The following is a 19,465-nucleotide window of genomic DNA, read 5'->3' as shown; positions in this document are numbered from 1 at the left end:
ACGATCTGACCTCATGGAACAGCGCGTGTTGGGCAGGACGGGCAGGCAGGTCGGCGTCGTGGGGCTGGGAGCGTGGCAGCTCGGGGCCGACTGGGGCGAGGTGAGCGAGGCCGACGCGTTGGCCACGCTCAACGCCGCCGTCGACGCCGGGACCACCCTCATCGACACGGCGGACGTGTACGGCGACGGCCGCAGCGAGAAGATCATCGGGAAGCTGATCAAGGAGCGGCCCGGCCTGACCGTGGCCACCAAGATGGGCCGCAGGGTGCAGCAGACGCCCGACGCCTACACACTGGACAACTTCCGCGCCTGGACCGACCGCTCCCGCGCCAACCTGGGCGTCGACACGCTCGACCTGGTGCAGCTCCACTGCCCGCCGAGCGCCGTCTTCGAGACCGACGAGGTCTTCGACGCGCTCGACACGCTGGTCGCCGAGGGCCGCGTCGCCGCGTACGGCGTGAGCGTGGAGACGGTGGCCGAGGCGCTGACCGCGATCGCGCGCCCGGGCGTGGCGAGCGTGCAGATCATCCTCAACGCCTTCCGGCTGAAGCCGCTGGACGAGGTCCTGCCCGCCGCGGAGAAGGCCGGTGTCGGCATCATCGCCCGGGTCCCGCTGGCGAGCGGCCTGCTGTCGGGCAAGTACGGCCCGCAGACGGTCTTCACCGAGGACGACCACCGCAACTTCAACCGCCAGGGTGAGGCGTTCGACGTCGGCGAGACCTTCTCCGGCGTCGAGTACGGCGTGGGCCTCCAGGCGGTCGAGCGGCTGCGCGGTCTCGTGCCGGAGGGCATGACGATGGCGCAGTTCGCGCTGCGCTGGATCATCGACCAGCCCGGGGTCAGCGTCGTGATCCCCGGAGCCCGCAATGCCGGGCAGGCCGAGGCCAACGCCGCGGCGGCGCAGTTCCCGCCTCTGCCGGCCGAGACCCACGACGCGGTCCGCCAGGTCTACGACGACCTGATCCGCCCGCAGGTCCACCACCGCTGGTGACGACCCGGCCGGTGCGCCGGGGACGGTCCCGGCGGCCGGCGTAGCCGAACTCCGCCTGGCGCGCCCGCGTGGGCCGGAGCGCATCCGATCGGGGGGACGCGCTCGAATCACCGTACGTGGAGATGTGGCAGACCACGCGGAAGAGCGCGGCGCGGAGGGCGGGTGAGGCTGACGGCACGCCACCGGAGCGGCGCGGGTCGTGCCCGCCCCGGCTGCCGGCACGGGGGACGTCGGCGAGGGCGCCGCGACCGGCGGGCGCGTGGCTGAACGCGGCCGGCGTGGCCGCGCTGGCCGTGATGGTGGCCGCCCAGATCGCGACGGGGCTGCGGCCTCAGGACCTTCGCCTCACCGCCGCGGTCGTGGTCCTGCTCGCGGTGGGCGCACTCGCCTTCGCGGCGGCGGCGCACACCCCGCGCAGGGCGGCGGGCGCGTTCGCGGCGGCGGTGGCGGCCGGTTACGCCGCCGAGTGGATCGGCACCAGGACGGGCCTGCCCTTCGGCGACTACCGCTACACCGACGTCCTGTGGCCGCGGCCGGGCGGCGTCCCCCTGATCGTCGCCCTCGCGTGGGGAGGCATGGGCCTGGCCGCCCACGCCGTCGCGCGCCGCGTGGCGCCGCGCGGCCGGCTGACGCCGATCCTCATCGGGGCCCTGGCGCTCACCGCGTGGGACCTGTTCCTCGACCCGCAGATGCTCAGGCTCGGGCTATGGGTCTGGGCGGAGCCCGGACCCTACCGCGGCGTGCCGCTCACCAACTTCGCCGGCTGGCTGCTGGTCTCCTTCCTGGTCATGGCGATCATCGACCGCGTCACGGGCCGTTCCGCCGCCGACCGGCCGGTGATCGGCGTCGAGGCGGCGGGGACGACCGGGCTCGTCGCGCTCTACACGGTCATGGCGCTGATGGAGACCGTCGGGTTCGCCGCGGTCTTCCGGCCACCCGATCCGCTCGTGGCCTCCGCCGGAGGGCTCGCGATGGGCGTCTTCGCCCTGCTCGCCTGGGGGCGCGCATGGCGGAGGTGATCGTGGTCGGGGGTGGCGTCGGCGGCATGGTGACCGCCCTGCTGCTCGCGCGGGACGGGCACGACGTGCGGATCTACGAGCGGCTGCCCCGGCTCGGCGGCAAGCTGGCCGAGCACAGGCGGGACGGCTTCACGTTCTCGATCGGACCCTCGCTCCTCACGCTGCCCGGCCTCTTCCTGGACCTCGGCGTGCCGCTCGACCTGCTCGAACTCGACGAGCTGTGCCGGTATCGCTTCGCGGACGGCTCGACGCTGTCCACCTACCGCGACCCGGAGCGTACGGCGGAGGCGGTGGACCGGCTCGCGCCGGGCGAGGGACGCGGCTGGCGGGCCTTCCACCGCTGGGCCGAGCGCTGCCTGGACGCCTCCACGCGCACCTTCTTCGTGGGCCCGCCGTCCGGGCCCGTCGTCGAGCCGCCGTTCCGGCCGAGGGGGCAGCGGCCCGGCGGACCGGCGGGCGGGGAACCGGGCCGATCCGCGGACGGACCGGTGGGCGGATATGCGAGCCGACCGGCGGGCGGGGAACCGGGCGGAGATCTCCCACGCCCCCGGCCGGGCGACCTGCTCGCGGTCGCGCCGGGCCGCACCCTGCACGGTCTGGCGAGCCGCTTCTTCCGGGACGCCCGCCTGCGCCAGTACGTCGGCCGGTACGCCACCTACGCCGGGTCGAACCCTTACCGGGCGCCCGCCGCCCTGGGCTGCGTCCCCGCCATCGAGCACGGCGACGGCGGGTGGTACGTGCGGGGCGGGCTGCCCCGCCTCGCCGACGCGCTGGCCGCGTCGCTCGACAAGGCGGGCGTCGAGATCCGCCTGGAGACCGAGATCACCGAGATCCTCGCCGACGGCGAGCGGGTCCGCGGCGTCCGCACGGCCCTCGGCGAGGTGGTCGGAGCCGACATCGTGATCGTCAACGCCGACGCGGCCGCACTGTACGGACGGCTCCTGCCCGACCGTGCCCGGCTGCGGCGGATCGCCCGGCTGGGCCTGTCGTCGTCCGCCTTCCTGATGCTCGCCGCCGTGGAGGGGCGGACCGAGGGCCTGCCGCATCACTCGGTCGTGTTCTCCGGCGACTACCGGCGCGAGTTCGGCGACATCTTCGACCGGCGGCGTCCGCCGGAGGACCCCACGGTCTACATCGGCTGCCCCGCGGTGGCCGACGACACCCAGGCTCCCGCCGGCGCGGAGAGCTGGAGCATGCTGGTGAACGTCCCGGCCGGCGACCCCGCACGCTGGCCGACGCCGCCCGAGGCGTACGCGGAGCTGGTCCTCGACCGGCTGGCGAGCCGGGGGCACGACCTGTCGGGACGGCTGCGCTTCCTCGACCTGCTGACCCCGGCCGACCTGCGCGACCGGTACGGCGCGTGGGGCGGGGCGATCTACGGCGGTGCGTACGGCGGCCCGCTCGCCCCGTTCCGCCGTCCCGGCAACCGGGGGCCGCGGCGCGGGCTGTACCTCGTCGGCGGGTCGGTACATCCGGGAGGCGGGCTGCCACTGGTGGCCATGGGCGGGCGGATCGTGGCGGCGCTGGTGCGCAGGGACTTCCCCCGTTCCGCGCCGCGCCCGGGGAGGGCGAGACGGTGATGGCGACCACGCCGGCCAGGGGAACCGACCCGGCCGGGAGGACCACGACGGCCTGGGGGACCACGACGGCCTGGGGGACCACGACGGCCCGGGGGACTACGACGGCGCGGAGGACCACGACGGCGCCGGCGGTCAGGAGGGGCGGGCGGCCACGGGGCGGGGCCGCCGCCCGGATGCTCGCCGCGGCCCAGGCCGTCGCCGCCGTCGTCGTGCTGGCGCGGCTCGCCCGCGGCCGCCGGCGCCTGCCGCCGCTCACCGCGCCCGCGCCGGAAAGGCCCCCCGGCACCGGTGACGGGGCGTCGCGGGGCGGTGGTGGCGCGGCCCCGGACGGTGTCGCCGGCGCGTCCCCCGAAGGCCGCGGCCGGGCCGGAGGCGGTGAATCCCCCGGAGTCGGCGGGTCCCCCGAAAGCGGCGGCCCGGCGGCGTGGATCGGCCGGGGCGGAACACCGGGTGGGGGAAGTCCGGAAATCTCTGTGGTCATCCCGGCCAGGGACGAGGAGCGGCGCCTCGGTCCCTGCCTGCGGGCGGTGCTGGCCGATCCCGCCGTCACCGAGGTGATCGTGGTGGACGACGAGTCCTCGGACGGCACCGCGCGCCTCGCCGCCGCATGCGGGGCGACGGTGGTGCGGGGACGTCCGCTGCCGGAGGGCTGGGTGGGCAAGCAGTGGGCGCTGCACCAGGGGCTGCGGGAGGCGCGCGGCGAGATCGTGGTCACCCTGGACGCCGACACCCGGCCCCGGCCCGGCCTGTTCGGCGCGCTCGCCGCCGCACTCGGGCACCACGACCTGGTCAGCGCGGGCCCGCGGTTCGTCTGCGACGGCCTCGCCGAGCAGGCGTTGCACGCGTCGTTCCTCGCCACGCTGGTCTACCGGTTCGGCCCCATCGGGCCTCCGGCCCCGCCGCCGCCCCACCGGGTGGTGGCCAACGGCCAGTGCCTGGCCTTCCGGCGGGAGGCGATGCGGCGGGCCGACGGCTTCGCCCGCGTGCGCGGTCACATGACCGACGATGTGGCCCTCGCCAGGGCCCTGGCCGCCGACGGCTGGAGAGTCGGCTTCCTCGACGCGGGCGGCCTGCTGGAGGTCGACATGCACGAGTCGGCGGCCGAGGTGTGGCGGGAATGGGGGCGTTCGCTGCCGCTGCGCGACGTCACCCGCCCCGCCTGGCAGGCGGCCGATCTCGCCGTCGTCTGGCTCGCCGCCGCGTTGCCTGCGCTCCGCCTGGCCGCCGGGCGGCCGACCCGGCTCGACCTGGCCCTGCTCGCCGTACGGGTGCTGCTCGCCACCGCGCTGCGGCGCAGCTACACCCGGCCGGGCGCGGGCGTGATGCTGTCGCTCCTGCTCGATCCGGCCACGGCCGTACGGCTGACGCAGGCGACGCTGCGGCCCGTCAGGATCTGGCGGAGCCGCGCCTACGGCCTGGGCCGTCCGGGCTGCGCCGACGCCGTCACGTGCGGCGCGCGGCCAGGGCCGCCTGACCGAAACGCAGCCCGATGAGGCACATCAGCGCGCCGGTCGCGGCGACGTGGCCGATCGGCGCGAACGGCAGTTGCAGCAGCGGGATCGCGAAGACCCCGGCCCTGGCTCCGATCGCGAACGACCGCGTGAGCAGGAACGTCACCGCCAGGACGGCGAGCGCGAGCACGAACGCGGGCGGGCAGATCACCGCGATGCCACCGGCGAAGGTCAGCACCGACCGCCCGCCGCGGAACCCGGCGAAGACCGGCCAGGCGTGCCCGATCATCGCGGCCGCCACCGCCAGGTACGCGGCCGGCGCGCTCGGGCCGGCGACCACCCCCGGCCCGGTCGTGTGCGCGCCCCCGGCGAGCAGCCCGAGCAGCCCGGCGAGCACGCCCTTGGCCATGTCCCCGGCGAAGACCGGCACGGCCACCCGGCGGCCGAGCCGTTCGCGCACGTTCCAGAAGCCGGGGTTGCGGTCGCCCACCTCCCGGGGATCGACGCCCCGCCGCCCCGCTACCAGCACCGCCACCGGAACCGAGCCGAGAAGGTAGCCGCCGATGAGCGCCACCAGCATGGGGACGAGCGGCGGGAGCGTCGTCACGTTCCACCTCCAGAGATACGCCGGCCGGGGGGCGATGCGTCACATGGCCTTCGACCGCCCGGTGCTGCGCCGCACCGGGGGGCTGCTGTTCTGGCGGCTGCTCGGCACGGGCCGGGGGCCGTCGACGACCCTCGGCGCCGACCTGCGCCGCTGGGCGCTGCTCGCCGTCTGGCGGGACGAGCGGGCGCTCGAGGAGTTCCTGGCGCGCTCGCCGATTCCGGCACGGTGGCGGCGCGAGGCGACCGAGACCTGGCACGTACGGCTCGCGCCGACCGCCTCGCGCGGACGCTGGAACGGCGTCGAGCCGTTCGCCCCCGTGACCGCAGGCCCTGACGGCGAGCCGCACAGAGGTCCGGTGGCGGTGCTGACCCGGGCGTCGATCCGGCCGTCGCGGCTGGCGGCGTTCTACCGGTCCGCACCCGCCGTCGATCGGTCGCTGCGGGCCCAGGAGGGCTGCCTCGCCTCCGTCGGGCTGGGGGAGTGGCCGGTGGCCAGGCAGGCCACCTTCTCCCTGTGGCGCGACGCCGCCGCCGTACGCGCGTTCGCCTACGCCGGGCGGGCGCACCGCGAGGTCGTCGAACGGGTCCGCGCCCACGACTGGTACTCCGAGGAGCTGTTCGCTCGGTTCATTCCCTGGGCGAGCGCAGGCACCTGGGACGGCGCCGACCCCCTGGCCGATCTCCTGGCCCATCCCTGAGCGGCGGTCCGGCGGGGCGCCAGGACGTCCCCGCGAGACGGACCGTGAGCCGGACCGTGAGGCAGCAGGGGTGCCGGACCGTGAGCCGGAGCCGGGCTCGGCCGCGCGGGAGGTCACCGCCCGGGGCGGAGGGCGAGCCGGTCGCCGAGGCGGGCCACGACCTCGCCCTCGGCCAGGTCGCGCGCCACCACGCAGGCCCTGGCGATGGTCGCGGCCCGGGAGGAGCCGTGCGCCACGACGACGGTGCGGGTGAGCCCGAGCAGGGCCGCGCCGCCGTGCGTCTCGGGGGCGTAGCGCCGCGCCACCAGGCCGAGCTCGGCGGACCCGGCCACGCCCTGCGCCGCCGCGAGGGCGACCGTGGCGCGCACGGTCCCTTCCACGTTCTTCAGCACGATGTTGCCGGTGAAGCCGTCGGTGACGACCACGTCGACGGCCCCGGTGAGCACGTCGCCGCCCTCGACGTTGCCGTGGAAACGCAGCGGCATGCCCCGCAGCAGGGTCTCGGCCCGGCGGGTCAGCCGGTTGCCCTTGCCGGGCTCCGCGCCGATCGACAGCAGCCCGACGCGGGGGTCGGCCACGCCCAGCACGAGCTGCGCGTACGACGCCCCGAGCAGCGCGAACTGGGCGATCATCTCGGGCGTCGGGTCCACGGTCGCGCCGGCGTCGACCAGCACCGTGGCGCCGCCCGCCGTCGTCGGCAGCGCCACGGCCAGCGCGGGGCGCAGCACGGCGGGCGCGGTGCCGAGCCGGTCGACCGCACAGGCGACCACGGCTCCCGTCGACCCCGCCGACACGAAGGCCGCAGCCGCTCCGTCCCGCACGAGATCGAAGCCGACGGCCAGGCTGGAGCAGACCATGCGCACCGCGCCCGCGCCCCGCTCGGTCATCGGGACGACGTCGGCGGCGTGCGCGACGTCGATCTCACCCGCCGCCCCGCACCGGGCCAGTTCCTCCTGCACGACCCCGGTCCGACCGACGAGGACGACCGGCACGCCGTGCTCCCGCCGCGCCGCGACCGCCCCCCGCACGATCTCGGCGGGCCCGTGGTCCCCGCCCATGGCGTCCACCACGACCGGCCGCGACGTCACGTCCGGCTCGCGGGCGGGAATCCTCGGCCCCGGGACCGGAGCGGCGCCCGCCGCGGGGTGGAGATCGGCGGCGTCCTGTCCGGGATCCACGTCAGGCCACCTCCCCGCGGCGCTCGGCCTGCGCGGCGGCCCGCGCGACGAGCAGGTGCCGGGCGAAGATCGCGATCCTGCGCCGCCGGGCGACCCTGGCCCGCCTCGCCAGCACGTCGTGCCCGGCCGCATCGACCTCGTCCAGAATGCCGCCGTACAGCTCGTACGCGGCCCTGATGCACGGCCGCGACGACGGCGCGAGCAGCTCGATCCCCTCGCGGGCCCGCCGGTAGTGGTCGCGGGCGCGGTCGCACTCGTAGGCCACCAGCTCCCGCACCGCCGAAGTGGCGTACGGCGCGGCCAGGTCGGCCTCGGTCACGCCGAACTTGTCGAGGTCCGACAGCGGCAGGTAGATGCGGCCCCGCGCCAGGTCCTCGCGGACGTCGCGGATGAAGTTCGTGAGCTGGAAGGCCAGCCCGAGCTGGCGGGCGGGCTCGCGGGCCCGCGCCTCCTCGCCCGGCAGGGCCTCCAGCACCGGCAGCATCATCGTCCCGATGACCGCGGCCGACCCCTCCATGTAGCCCAGCAGGTCGTCGTAGGTCGCGTACCGGTCCACGGTGAGGTCGGCGCGCATGGACGTGAGGAACGCCCGCACGTCGGCCTGGTCGATCCCGAACGCCCGCACCGTGTGCGTGAACGCGGGGAGCACGGGATCGTGGACGCGGTCGCCGTCCAGCGCGGCGGCGACCCGGGAGGACAGGCGCTCCAGCGCCGCGGCCCGGTCGCCGGTCAGCGCGAGTGAGTCGACGATCTCGTCGGCGTAGCGGGCGAAGCCGTACAACGCGTGGACGTGCGGCCGTTTCCAGGCGGGCAGCAGGCGGGTGGCCAGGTAGTACGAGCGGCCGTAGCTCGCGTGCAGCCTGCGGCACCGCTCGTAGCCGGCCGTCAGCGTCGCGGCCGGCGCCGGGGACGGCGTGCTCAGCGTGCTCATGGGGCGCTCTCCAGGATGCGTTCGGCGGCCAGGCGGCCGGAGATCAGGACGGGCGGCACCCCGACCCCGGGAGCCGTGTACATGCCGGCGAAGTGAAGGCCGGGGACGCGCCGGGCCGCGCCGGACGGGCGGAACCACGCGGTCTGGGTGAACCGGGCGTCGAGCGCGAAGGGCGTGCCGGCGGAGTGGCCGCGCCGCCGCCAGGCCGGGGGATCGAACACCAGCCGGGGAGTGCCGGACAGATCGCCGTATCCGAGATCGGCGAGCCGGCTCAGCATGCGGTCCACGAGCCGGGGGGTGAGGGTGGTCCAGTCGGCGCCGCCCCGCGTGTTCGCGGTGGGTTCCAGCACGCTGAGCACGGCCTGCCCATGGTCGTGCGCCCCGTGGCTGTCACGCCCGTGGTTGTCAGGCCCGTGGTTGTCAGGCCCGTGGTTGTAAGGCCCGTGGTTGTAAGGCCCGTGGTTGTAAGGCCCGTGGTTGTAAGGCCCGTGGTTGTAAGGCCCGTGGTTGTCAGGACAGGTCACCAGCAGGCTCGGGTCCGGCTGCGGCCTGCCCGCCTCCAGCGCCGCGAACGTCGTCTCCCACTCCCGCCCGAAGTGCAGCGTGTGATGGGCCTGGCCGTCCGGGCGCCGGTCGAGCGCGAAGTGCGCCACCAGGCAGGAGGGGGAGAAACGGGGCCGGCGCAGCCGCCAGTCGGCCGCCTCCTCCGGGAGCAGGCCGTCGCCGCCCCGCCGGCCGTGCGCCCGGACCAGGTCGCAGGCGATCACGGCGTGCCGGGCGGCGAGCCGTTCGCCGGTGTCGAGGCGGACCGCGACGACCCCCGCGCCGTCGGTCTCGATCCGCGTGGCCCGCACGCCGTACCGGAAGACCGCCCCGGCCTTCTCCGCAGCGGCGGCCATGGCCCGGGGGACGGCGTGCATGCCGCCCTCCCGGGGGAAGTAGACCCCGCCGACCGTGTCCATGTGGGCGATCACCGCGTACACGCCGAGGGCGCGGCGCGGCGACAGGCCGACGTACAGCGCCTGGAAGGTGTGCGCCCTGATCAGCCGCTCGTCGGTGAGGTGACGCCGCACGAGCCCGTCGAGCCGGCGGAAGCCGCCGAGCGCGGCCAGTCGCGCCAGCGCGTACGGCCGGGCCAGGGTGCGCAGCCGGGTCATGTCCCGGTCGATGAACGCGCTCCACTCGGCCTCGAACATCTCTCCCAGCAGGTGCCGGAACCGCAGGTAGCGCCGGGCCTCTTCGGGCCCGCACAGTGCCCGCACCTGCTCGGCCATCGCGTCGGCCCCCGCCACCACATCGAGCCGCGATCCGTCGTGGAAGGTCAGCCGGTAGTACGGGTCGAGCCGGCGCAGCGGCAGCCAGCGCTCCATGTCCTGCCCGGCGGCGGCGAAGGTGTCGGCCAGCACCCCCGGCATGGTCAGCACCGAGGGACCGGTGTCGAAGCGGTGTGAGCCCAGGGTCGCCGTGCCGCAGCAGCCGCCCGGCACGTCGGCGGCCTCCACGACCGTCACCTCGCGGCCCGCCCCGGCCAGGCGCATCGCGGCGGACAGGCCGCCCAGCCCGGCGCCGATCACCACCACCGGCCCGCCCGCGGTCATCAGCCCGCCCTGCCGGCAGCGGGATCGGCGGAGCCCGGCGAAGCCGCCGAACTGGGCGGGGAAGCAGGGCCGGGCGAGGAAGCGGAGTGGGGCGAGGAAGCGGAGTGGGGCGAGGAAGGAGGGCCGGGCGGGGAAGTGGAGTGGGGTGCGGAAGTGGAGTGGGGCAGGGTGAGGCGGCGGGCGAGGCCGAGCAGGGCCGCCCGGGCGTCGGCGGGCATGTCCGCCCCGGACAGCGCCTCGCCCGCGCACTCGGTCAGGCCGCGGATGCGCCGCTCGACCTCCTCCAGCGCGCCGGTCGCGACGATCACGTCGCGGGCCGCGGCCAGCCGGTCCGGCCGCGCCTCGCCCGTCCCCGGCAGCGCGTCCAGCAGCGCCGCTCCCGGGCCGTCCGCCCGCTCGCGCGCCAGCGTCAGCAGGTAGGTCCGCTTGCCCTGGAGCAGGTCGGCCCCGGCGGGCTTGCCGGTCCGCGCCGGGTCGCCGAAGACGCCGAGGACGTCGTCGCGGAGCTGGAATGCCTCGCCCAGCGGGAGCGCGTACGCGCTGAGGACCCGGCGCAGCCCGGGCTCGCCTCCGGCGATGGCGTGGCCGAGATGCAGTGGCCGCTCCACCGTGTATTTGCCCGATTTGTACGTCGAGATCAGCGACGCCTCCCGGCGGTCGCCGCCGCCCCGCGCGGCGCAGGTCAGGTCGAGGTACTGCCCGGCGATCAGCTCCACGCGCAGCTGGGTGAAGACCTCCAGCGCGTCGGCCAGCCTGCGGCGGTCGGCCAGCAGCGCGGAATCGGCCCAGGTGAAGGCGAGCACGCCGAGCAGGATGGCGGCCGACTCCCCGAACCGCCGCGACGACCCGGCCCAGCCGAGCTCCCGGTGACGCTCGGCGAGCGCCAGGTGGGCGGTCGTCCGGCCGCGCCGGAGGGGCGACTCGTCCATCACGTCGTCGAGGATCAGCGCGCACGCGTGGAGGAGCTCTATCGAGCAGCCGGCCGCCAGCACGGCCCCGAGGTCGTCGGGTGAGCCGCCGGACGCCCGGTGACCCCAGTAGACGAACGCCGGCCGCAGCCGCCTGCCGCCGCGCGCGACGAAGTCGGCGAGGTGCCGCCGCAGCACCTCCCGGTCGTCGGCGCCCAGGAAGGACAACCGGCCCAGCTCGCGCCGGAGCAGCTCGTGCAGGGCGTGGTCGAACAGGCTGGAAAGGCGACGATCGAACGGCTCCCGCGTGTCGTCCCGAACGCTGCCGGTCTCGCGGGTCAACGTCAGCATGCGCACTGCTCCTTCGAACGTTACGGTGATCGGCGACGTCGTCAGTAGAGTTTTCGCGCCCGCCCGCTCCTACGGTTGCATCCGTGCCGGGCTCCGGTGCCGAAACAAGGTCAGGGGCGGCACGGGCGCCGCGGGCGGGGCGGCGGCGACGACCGGACGGACACGGGGTGAGCACGTGACGCGCGACGGCGGGCCGGGGGCCGGTGAGAACGCGGCCGCCGGGGAGGAGCCGGGCTACGGCATCGGGGCCGTCTCCCGGCGGCTCGGCGTGCCCGCCTCCACGCTGCGCACCTGGAACCTCAGGTACGGCATCGGCCCGAGCAGGCGCAGCCCCGGCGGGCACCGCCGCTACGACGACGCGGACCTGCGCCGCCTGGAGGAGATGAACCGGCTGATCCGGACCGGGATGCCGCCGGCCGACGCAGCCAGGCAGGCGCTGCGGCCGAGGCCCGCCTCCGGGGAGCGGCCGGCGCACGCGGCAGGGGAGGGGGCCGCCGCCCCGCCCGAGCCGGCCGGGCGGCCCGAGTCGTCCGGGTGGCCGCAGTCCCACGGGCCGTTCGACTCCCCGAGGCTGTTCGACTCTCCGAGGCCGTTCGATCGTCCCGGATCGCCGGAGGGCGCGGCGCCGCCTGCCCCCACCCTGCGGGCGGCCGGGGAGCCCGGACTGCCGTCGGCGGTCATGCTGGCCCGTGCGGCGTCGGCGCTGGACGTCGCGACCGTGAGCGCGGGACTGGACGCGGCGCTGGCCGGGCACGGCGTGGTGTGGACCTGGGAGCGGCTCGTGCTGCCGGTGTTCGCCGCCATCACGCGCAGGCAGCGGGACACCGGGGCCGGGATCGACGTCGAGCACCTGTTCTCCGACCGGCTCCAGGCCGCACTGGCGCGGTTCGCGGCGCGTGCGCCCTCGCCCGTGCATCCCCGTCCCGTCCTGCTGGCCGGCGCGGAGGAGGAGCAGCACACGCTGCCGATCCACGCGCTGGCCGCCGCGCTCGGCACGCTCGGGGTGGACACCTGTGTGCTCGGGGCGCGCACGCCGTACACGGCCCTGGCGGACGCGATGCGCCGCCTCGGCCCCGCGGCGGTGTTCGTGTGGTCGCAGACCCGGGAGACGGGCGATCCGGCCCCGCTGGTGGGTCTGCCGGGGCTGCGCCCCGCCTGCCGTGTCGTGGCCGGCGGTCCCGGATGGCGGGACGACCTGCCTACGCAGGTCACGCGGGTGAACACGTTTCGTGACGCCATCTCGGCGGTAATGACCACTCTGCGGTGATTCTGCCTCTTTGATGCATTTTTGAGCCACTGTTCGGCCCCCATGGTTGCCCGCTTCGAACGCGGGCAGTTATGAATAGGTTTTGAAGAAGTTTCAGCCAAGGGGGCCCGATGGAGGAGACCCTGGAGTTCCGCCTCGCGGCGGGGGACGCCGGAGCGATCGGGGAGTGCTACCGGATGCACTCGCCGGCCGTGCGGTCCTATCTGTACAAACTCGTGCCGCCCCAGGACGTGGAGGACGTCCTGCAGGTCGTCTTCACCGAGGTGTGGCGCTTCCGGCACCGCTTCGACCCGGCTCGCAGCCTGTCGGCCTGGCTGTTCGGCATCGCCCGCAATCGGGCGGTGGATCACCTGCGGGCGCGTACGCCGGCGACGGTGCCGCTGGAGGCGGTCCCCGACCCGGCGGGACACGACGGGCGGGTGGACGGTGACGAGCTCGCCGACCGCGACCGGATCCGGCGCGCGCTTAATTCGCTGCCGCAGGTGCAGCGGCAGGCGATCGAGCTGGCCTACTACGGAGACCTGACCCAGCGGGAGATCGCCGAGCACCTGCGGGTCCCGCTCGGCACGATCAAGGCCCGTACGGCGCGCGGCCTGCACCGCCTGTCCACCCTGCTGCGGCCGGCGGCCTGATCATGGAGCCTGTGGAGATCAGGCCCAGGGTCGCCGTGTCGAGCTGCCTGCTCGGCGCACCCGTGCGGTTCAACGGCGGCCACAGCCGTGACCGGTTTCTCTCCGAGGAGCTCGCGGAGCACGTGGACTGGGTCCCGGTCTGCCCGGAGATCGAGATCGGTCTCGGCGCCCCGCGCGAGACGCTCCGCCTGGAGCGCTCCCCGGACGGACCCCGGCTCGTCACCCGCCGGACGCGCGAGGACCTGACCGCGCCGATGACCGCCCTCGCCGCCGGACGCGCGGCCGGTCTGGCGGACGTGGACGGGTACGTGTTCAAGTCGAGGAGCCCGAGTTGCGGGCTGCACGGCATCCCCGTGTACGCGGAGTCCGGCGCGGCCGCCGACCGGCGGGGGAAGGGTGTCTTCGCCGCCGCGGTCACCGCCGCCCGCCCGGAGCTGGCGGTCGAGGACGAGGGCCGGCTGCACGACGCCGTGCTGCGTGAGGCGTTCGTCGAGCGGATCTTCGCTTCGGCCCGTCTGCGAGCCCTGCTGTCCGGCGACTGGCGCCCACGCGACCTGGTCGCCTTCCACGCCCGGCACAAAATGCAGCTCCTCGCTCACGCGCCCGCGGCCTACCGGGAGATCGGGCGGCTCGTGGCCGCGGCGGGCGAGCGCCCACGGGAGTCGCTGGCCTGCGAGTACGGCCTGGCCTTCCGGACGGCACTCGCCGCCAAGACCACGGTCGGGCGTCACGTCAACGTCCTGCACCACTGTCTCGGCATGATCGGCCGCGAGCTCGACCCGGTCCGCCGGGCCGACCTGGCCGAAGTGATCGCGTCATACCGGGCCCGCAGGGTCGCCCTCGCGGTGCCGCTCGCTCTGCTCAGGCACCACGCGAAGGGCGCGGAGGCGCAGTACGTCCCGGCGGGGTACGTCCGCGACCAGACCTACCTGTCCCCGTATCCCGACGTGCTGCGCCTGCGTAACCACGTTCCCGCATGAGTGCGGACGAGGGGGAAGAAAGAGGACGCATGAGACGCACATCGAAGAAGACAGTGGTGCGGACGGCCCTCGCGGTGACCGCGACCGCCGCGGTCGGCGGCCTGTCCACCGACGCCCGCTCCGGCTGGTACGCCCGCCTGCGCAAGCCGTCCTGGCAGCCGCCGCCGCAGGCGTTCGGCCTGGTCTGGACGCCGTTGTACGCGACGATCGCCTATGCCTCCGCCCGGGCGCTGTCGCACGGGGACGACGGCTCCCGGCCGGCCCTGCGGCGGGCGCTCGCCGCGAACCTGGCGCTCAACGCGGCCTGGCCGCCGCTGTTCTTCAAGGCCCGCAGCCCCCGGCTCGCGCTCGCGGAGATCCTCGCGCTCAACGTGTCGAACGCGCTGCTGACCCACCGGCTCCTGCGTGAGGACCGCACCGCCGGGCTTCTGCTGCTGCCGTACGCCGGGTGGACGGTTTTCGCCACCGCGCTCAACGCCGCCATCGCCCGGCACAACCCATAAGCGCGGCGCAACCCAGAAGCGCGGCACGACCCGAAGGTCTGAGGACCGGGAGGCGCTCATGTACGTCACCACGGTCAGACGCGGAGCAGGTCGGTCGAGACCGTCCAGAGGCGCTTGGCGGCAGTGGGGTCGAGCGCCCATTCCTTGACGCCGTGCGGGTGCTGCGCGAGGTCGGCGTCGTCCGGCACGGTGTAAGCCTCTTGTGAATCGTCGAGGTAGTGGCCTCCGGAGTGAGCGAACTCCGGCGCGACGGCCGCGACGATGCTGGTGGCGGCTCCCTGCTCGACCGTTTTGTAGGTGAAGATTCCGGCGGCCTCGGCCGCGTCGAGGGATGCCCTCTGCTGCGCTGTGAAGTTGCGCTGCAGTCCCGTCGCGACACCGCCGGGGTTCACCGCATTGGCGATGATGCCGTCGGAGGCCCAGAAGCGAGTCGCCTCGACGGCGAAGAGGGAGTTCGCCGTCTTCGACTGGGCGTAGGCGATCTGCGGGTCGTAGCTGCGACGCTCGAAGTGGAGGTCGTCGAAGTCGATGCCGGAACGCATGTGCGCGGTCGAACTGACCGAGACGATCCTTGCTCCGTCACGGTCGGCCGCTCCCAGGGCCAGTGCGTCGTGCAGGCCGGTGGCCAGGGCGAAGTGGCCGAGATGGTTCGTCGCGAACTGCAGCTCCCAGCCCTCACGCGTACGTTCGAGGCCACCGGTGACCACGCCCGCGTTGTTGATCAGCAGGTGGAGTGGACCGTTCCACGCGTCGATGAATCGCGTGACGGTGCTTCTGTCGGCGAGGTCGAGCCGGGCGACTCGGGGCCGGATCTCTCCGGTCGACTTGGCGATCGTCTCGGCGACGGCGTCACCCGCGGTCGTGTTCCGGACGGCGAGCGTTACCTCCGCTCCGGCAGAGGTCAGCGCACGAGCGGTCTCGGCGCCGATTCCGGACGAACCTCCGGTCACGATCGCGCGGACGCCGGTGAGGTCGACGCCTCGCAGCACCTCGTCCGCGGTGCTGGAGGAGGTGAAGGGCGTGGAGATGAGTTTGCGTGGGGTCATGGCGGTGACTATACACACTAGACTTATTTTGTATAGTGCGCCGCTCGCTCGTATGCTCGTTCCATGAGCAGTCCCGAGGTCGGTCACCCGCCGTCGACAGTCGCCGACACCGATCGTCGGATCACGGTTCTGGACTCCGCGATGGTCACGTTCGCGCGATTCGGTTACCGGAAGACCTCGATGGAGGAGGTCGCGCGGGCGGCGCGCATCTCGCGGCCCGGGCTCTATTTCCTCTTCTCCTCGAAGGAGACTCTGTTCCGTGCGGCGGTCGCCCAGGCCCTGAACCGCGATATCACCGCGGTCGAACACGCCCTGGCCGACACCGGCCGACCCCTTTCGGAGCGTCTCCTCGGAGCGTTCGATCAGTGGGCAGGCCGCTACATCGGCCCGCTGACGAGCGATGTCGCGATGGTCATCGAGAACAATCCCGGCCTCCTCGGAGAGATCATCGAGACTCCGCGCCGACGTTTCGAGGAACTGGTCACAGACGCGGTCGCCACCAAGTCGGGACGCGAGGCGGCCCCCCTTGTCGCGCAGACGATGATCAGCGCGTCGATCGGCCTCAAGCATCAGGTCGCATCGCGGGAGGTCTACCTCGAACGACTGGAGGTCGCCATCGATCTCCTGCTGCGCTGAACAGGCTTGACCATGTCGCGCGCGAGACCGGCCGCCTCGTACGGCTGCGGCCGGATCTACTGGGCGGCGGGGTCGAGCGCGCGGGAACGCTCGGCCTCCTCGGCCCTCTGGTACTCGAAGGCGGAGAGGATCGTGCCGAGGATCTCGCCGAACTGCCGCGCCTGACGGGGGGTGAGGGGGTCGAACAGCACCCGGCGGACCTCCTCGACGTGGCCCGGCGCCGCCTCCACGAGAGCGGCGAAGCCCTCGTCGGTGAGCTCGGCGACGGTCGTGCGCCGGTCCTCCGGTTGCTTGAGCCGCCGCACCCAGCCCTTCTCCTCCAGCCGGGAGACGGCGTGCGACAGGCGGCTGACCGAATACTGGAGGAGGGCGGACAGCTTCGTCATCGTCATGGTCCGCCCGGGCGACTCGGAGAGGACCACGAGGATCATGTAGTAGGTGTGCGGCATGCCCGAGTCGCGCTGCAACTGCCGTTCGAGGGCCTCCTGAAGGAGCAGGCTCGTCCGCAGGTAGGCGCGCCAGGTGCGCTGCTCCTCCTCGTCGAGCCATCGGGTGCCGGACATGCGGCCAAGACTACCGGTCGGTCGGCACCCTGATTTGCGGGCGAAAGACCCTGGTTCGGCCGCCACCGCTGGGAAAGTGTCAGGGGCATGGACGCATACGGGAACATCGACGCCTACTGGCGGGCCGCGAACTACCTGTCCGTCGGCCAGATCTACCTGATGGACAACCCGCTGCTGACCGAGCCGCTCAGACCCGAGCACATCAAACCGCGGCTGCTCGGCCACTGGGGCACGACGCCCGGCATCAACTTCTGCTTCGCGCACCTCAACCGGATCATCCGGGAGCGCGACCAAGACATGATCTACATCGCCGGCCCCGGTCACGGCGGCCCGGCGGCGGTCGCCCATGCGTGGCTCGAAGGCACCTACACCGAGCGCTACCCCCACGTCACCCGGGACGCCGAGGGCATGCGCAGGCTCTTCCGTCAGTTCTCCTTCCCCGGTGGCATCCCCAGCCACGTCGCCCCCGAGACTCCGGGCTCCATCCACGAGGGTGGCGAGCTCGGTTACGCCCTCTCCCACGCGTACGGCGCGGCCTTCGACAACCCCGGCCTGGCGGTGGCCTGCATCGTCGGCGACGGCGAGGCCGAGACCGGCCCGCTCGCCACCGGCTGGCATTCCAACAAGTTCCTCAACCGGGACACCGACGGGGTGGTCCTGCCGATCCTGCACCTGAACGGCTACAAGATCGCCAACCCCACCGTGCTGGCCAGGATCCCGGAGGACGAGCTGGTCAAGCTCTTCGAGGGGTACGGCTACCGCCCGCACATCGTCTCCGGCCAGGAACCGGCGGAGATGCACGAGCTCATGGCCGCGACCCTCGACACCGTCTTCGACGAGCTGGCCGACCGAGGCCCGCTGCCGATGATCATCCTGCGTACGCCGAAGGGCTGGACCGGGCCGCGCGAGGTCGACGGGCTCCCGGTCGAGGGCACCTGGCGCGCCCACCAGGTACCGCTGACCGACGTGCGGGACCGGCCCGATCGGCTGGAGTACCTGGAGGAGTGGATGCGCTCCTACCGGCCGGAGGAGCTGTTCGACGCCGACGGCCGACCGGTCGAGACGATCACGCGGACGGTCCCGGACGGGCCGCTGCGGATGAGCGCCAGCCCGCACGCCAACGGCGGGGAACTGCTGCGCCCGCTGGTGCTGCCCGACTTCCGCGACTACGCGGTCGAGGTCAAGACCCCGGCCACGGCCTCCAGCGAGCCGACCCGCGTCCTCGGGGCGTTCCTGCGCGACGTCATCGTGGCCAACCCCGAGAACTTCCGGCTGCTCGGCCCGGACGAGACCGCCTCCAACCGCCTGTCGGCCGTCTTCGAGGCGACCGGCAAGGAGTGGGAGGCCGCCCTGCTGCCGACCGACGAGAACCTCGGCCCCCGGGGCAGGGTCATGGAGGTGCTCAGCGAGCACCAGTGCCAGGGCTGGCTGGAGGGCTACCTGCTGACCGGCCGCCACGGGCTGTTCAACTGCTACGAGGCGTTCATCCACATCGTGGACGCGATGTTCAACCAGCACGCCAAATGGCTGGAGTCCTCCCGCAAGATCCCCTGGCGCCGGCCGGTCGCCTCGCTGAACTACCTGCTGTCGTCGCACGTCTGGCGCCAGGACCACAACGGCTTCAGCCACCAGGACCCCGGCTTCCTCGACGTCGTCGTCAACAAGAAGGCCGAGGTCGTCCGCGTCTACCTGCCGCCGGACGCCAACACCCTGCTGTCGGTCGCCGACCACTGCCTGCGCTCGCGCGACTATGTCAACGTCGTCGTGGCGGGCAAGCAGCCCGTGCTCGACCTGATGAGCATGGACGAGGCCGTCGTCCACTGCACCCGCGGGCTGGGCATCCTCGACTGGGCCTCCACCGATGAGGGCACCGACCCCGACGTCGTGCTCGCCTGCGCCGGCGACGTGCCCACGCTGGAGACCCTGGCCGCCGCCGCCCTGCTCCGCGAGCACCTGCCCGAGCTGCGGATCCGCGTGATCAACGTGGTCGACCTCATGCGGCTGCAGCCGGCCTCCGAGCACCCGCACGGCCTGCGCGACGCCGAGTTCGACGCCCTGTTCACCACGGACAAGCCGATCATCTTCAACTTCCACGGCTACCCGTGGCTGATCCACCGCCTGACCTACCGCCGCACCGGGCACGACAACCTGCACGTGCGCGGCTACAAGGAGGAGGGCACCACCACCACGCCGTTCGACATGGCGATGCTCAACGACATCGACCGCTTCCATCTGGTGATGGACGTGATCGACCGGGTGCCCGGCCTCGGCAGCAGGGCGGCCCACCTGCGCCAGCGCATGACCGACGCCCGGCTGCGGGCCCGCGCCCACACCCGGGAGTTCGGCGAGGACCCCGCCGAGATCCGCGACTGGACGTGGCCGTACTGAACCTCCGGCGTCACCGGCTGTGGGGGCGGATTTCGGCGGCGGGCGCGGCGCATGCCCGCCATTCGGGGGCGGCGGCACCGGTAGCATCGGATGCGACCGGAGCCGCCGCCTCGCGTGCGCGCGGCCACCGAGATCCATG

General features: G+C 74.0%; 18 protein-coding genes. 11 read left to right on the top strand and 7 right to left on the bottom strand.

The window, feature by feature from the left end; all coding sequences use genetic code 11:
• Positions 1–13: 13 nt before the first annotated feature.
• From ACIBK1_RS07825 to ACIBK1_RS07810, 4 genes are all read left to right on the top strand, one after another.
• Positions 14–991 (top strand): aldo/keto reductase, encoded by a 978-nt coding sequence (locus tag ACIBK1_RS07825; protein WP_030504994.1) that lies wholly within the window; start codon positions 14–16, stop codon positions 989–991.
• Positions 992–1,113: 122 nt separating this feature from the next.
• The gene (locus ACIBK1_RS07820; RefSeq protein WP_396733277.1) at positions 1,114–2,010 is read left to right on the top strand and encodes a carotenoid biosynthesis protein; all 897 of its coding nucleotides are present in this window, start codon (positions 1,114–1,116) and stop codon (positions 2,008–2,010) included.
• Entirely contained in the window at positions 1,998–3,590 is a 1,593-nt protein-coding gene (locus ACIBK1_RS07815; RefSeq protein ID WP_396733274.1) for a phytoene desaturase family protein, read from the top strand. The genes ACIBK1_RS07820 and ACIBK1_RS07815 overlap by 13 nt, the downstream gene beginning before the upstream one ends.
• Entirely contained in the window at positions 3,590–5,083 is a 1,494-nt protein-coding gene (locus tag ACIBK1_RS07810) for a glycosyltransferase (protein WP_396733271.1), read from the top strand. Before ACIBK1_RS07815 ends, ACIBK1_RS07810 begins: the two co-directional genes overlap by 1 nt.
• On the opposite strand, the gene ACIBK1_RS07805 is transcribed toward ACIBK1_RS07810, so the two are convergent.
• A complete protein-coding gene (locus ACIBK1_RS07805; RefSeq protein ID WP_231513663.1) occupies positions 5,034–5,648 on the bottom strand; it encodes a glycerol-3-phosphate acyltransferase in 615 nt (204 codons plus the stop codon). The two genes, ACIBK1_RS07810 and ACIBK1_RS07805, sit on opposite strands and share 50 nt — an antisense overlap.
• Here ACIBK1_RS07805 and ACIBK1_RS07800 point away from each other — a divergent pair.
• Positions 5,605–6,345: a spheroidene monooxygenase gene (locus tag ACIBK1_RS07800; RefSeq protein ID WP_396733268.1), complete on the top strand. Its 741-nt coding sequence runs from the start codon at positions 5,605–5,607 to the stop codon at positions 6,343–6,345. The two genes, ACIBK1_RS07805 and ACIBK1_RS07800, sit on opposite strands and share 44 nt — an antisense overlap.
• A 113-nt stretch (positions 6,346–6,458) precedes the next feature.
• Here the strand turns inward: ACIBK1_RS07800 and plsX are convergent, their stop codons facing one another.
• The 4 genes from plsX to ACIBK1_RS07780 are packed head-to-tail and all read right to left on the bottom strand — an operon-like array spanning position 6,459 to position 11,311.
• Positions 6,459–7,523 carry a phosphate acyltransferase PlsX gene (plsX, locus tag ACIBK1_RS07795; RefSeq protein ID WP_396733265.1) on the bottom strand — a complete coding sequence of 355 codons (1,065 nt, stop codon included), beginning with the start codon at positions 7,521–7,523 and terminating at the stop codon, positions 6,459–6,461.
• A 1-nt stretch (position 7,524) separates the two neighbouring features.
• Positions 7,525–8,454: a phytoene/squalene synthase family protein gene (locus ACIBK1_RS07790; RefSeq protein ID WP_396733263.1), complete on the bottom strand. Its 930-nt coding sequence runs from the start codon at positions 8,452–8,454 to the stop codon at positions 7,525–7,527.
• Positions 8,451–10,052: a phytoene desaturase family protein gene (locus ACIBK1_RS07785; RefSeq protein ID WP_396733260.1), complete on the bottom strand. Its 1,602-nt coding sequence runs from the start codon at positions 10,050–10,052 to the stop codon at positions 8,451–8,453. The genes ACIBK1_RS07790 and ACIBK1_RS07785 overlap by 4 nt, the downstream gene beginning before the upstream one ends.
• A complete protein-coding gene (locus ACIBK1_RS07780; RefSeq protein ID WP_396733257.1) occupies positions 10,052–11,311 on the bottom strand; it encodes a polyprenyl synthetase family protein in 1,260 nt (419 codons plus the stop codon). The genes ACIBK1_RS07785 and ACIBK1_RS07780 overlap by 1 nt, the downstream gene beginning before the upstream one ends.
• 175 nt (positions 11,312–11,486) lie before the next feature.
• Between ACIBK1_RS07780 and ACIBK1_RS07775 the strand changes: the two genes are divergently transcribed.
• The 4 genes from ACIBK1_RS07775 to ACIBK1_RS07760 all read left to right on the top strand — a co-directional run bounded on the left by ACIBK1_RS07775 (position 11,487) and on the right by ACIBK1_RS07760 (position 14,693).
• Complete coding sequence (locus ACIBK1_RS07775; RefSeq protein WP_396733254.1) at positions 11,487–12,578, top strand: MerR family transcriptional regulator; 1,092 nt, start codon at positions 11,487–11,489, stop codon at positions 12,576–12,578.
• A 110-nt stretch (positions 12,579–12,688) separates the two neighbouring features.
• A complete protein-coding gene (locus tag ACIBK1_RS07770) occupies positions 12,689–13,210 on the top strand; it encodes an RNA polymerase sigma factor (protein WP_396733251.1) in 522 nt (173 codons plus the stop codon).
• Between the two features lie 2 nt (positions 13,211–13,212).
• The gene (locus tag ACIBK1_RS07765) at positions 13,213–14,190 is read left to right on the top strand and encodes a YbgA family protein (RefSeq protein WP_396733248.1); all 978 of its coding nucleotides are present in this window, start codon (positions 13,213–13,215) and stop codon (positions 14,188–14,190) included.
• A 29-nt stretch (positions 14,191–14,219) separates the two neighbouring features.
• Positions 14,220–14,693, top strand: coding sequence for a TspO/MBR family protein (locus tag ACIBK1_RS07760; RefSeq protein WP_396733245.1), 474 nt, complete (start codon positions 14,220–14,222; stop codon positions 14,691–14,693).
• A 74-nt stretch (positions 14,694–14,767) separates the two neighbouring features.
• On the opposite strand, the gene ACIBK1_RS07755 is transcribed toward ACIBK1_RS07760, so the two are convergent.
• A complete protein-coding gene (locus ACIBK1_RS07755; RefSeq protein ID WP_396733242.1) occupies positions 14,768–15,739 on the bottom strand; it encodes an SDR family NAD(P)-dependent oxidoreductase in 972 nt (323 codons plus the stop codon).
• A gap of 141 nt (positions 15,740–15,880) precedes the next feature.
• On the opposite strand from ACIBK1_RS07755, the gene ACIBK1_RS07750 reads away from it, so the two are divergent.
• The gene (locus ACIBK1_RS07750; RefSeq protein WP_396733239.1) at positions 15,881–16,375 is read left to right on the top strand and encodes a TetR/AcrR family transcriptional regulator; all 495 of its coding nucleotides are present in this window, start codon (positions 15,881–15,883) and stop codon (positions 16,373–16,375) included.
• A gap of 56 nt (positions 16,376–16,431) precedes the next feature.
• Here ACIBK1_RS07750 and ACIBK1_RS07745 read toward each other — a convergent pair whose 3' ends face one another.
• Positions 16,432–16,938, bottom strand: coding sequence for a MarR family winged helix-turn-helix transcriptional regulator (locus tag ACIBK1_RS07745; protein WP_357317439.1), 507 nt, complete (start codon positions 16,936–16,938; stop codon positions 16,432–16,434).
• A gap of 87 nt (positions 16,939–17,025) precedes the next feature.
• On the opposite strand from ACIBK1_RS07745, the gene ACIBK1_RS07740 reads away from it, so the two are divergent.
• Positions 17,026–19,326, top strand: a complete 2,301-nt coding sequence (locus ACIBK1_RS07740) for a phosphoketolase family protein (protein WP_030504977.1) — start codon at positions 17,026–17,028, stop codon at positions 19,324–19,326.
• Positions 19,327–19,465 lie beyond the last annotated feature (139 nt).

This window comes from Microbispora rosea (genome assembly GCF_044460045.1).
Taxonomy (GTDB): Bacteria; Actinomycetota; Actinomycetes; order Streptosporangiales; family Streptosporangiaceae; genus Microbispora; species Microbispora rosea.
This window is presented reverse-complemented; position numbering and strand designations above follow the sequence as displayed.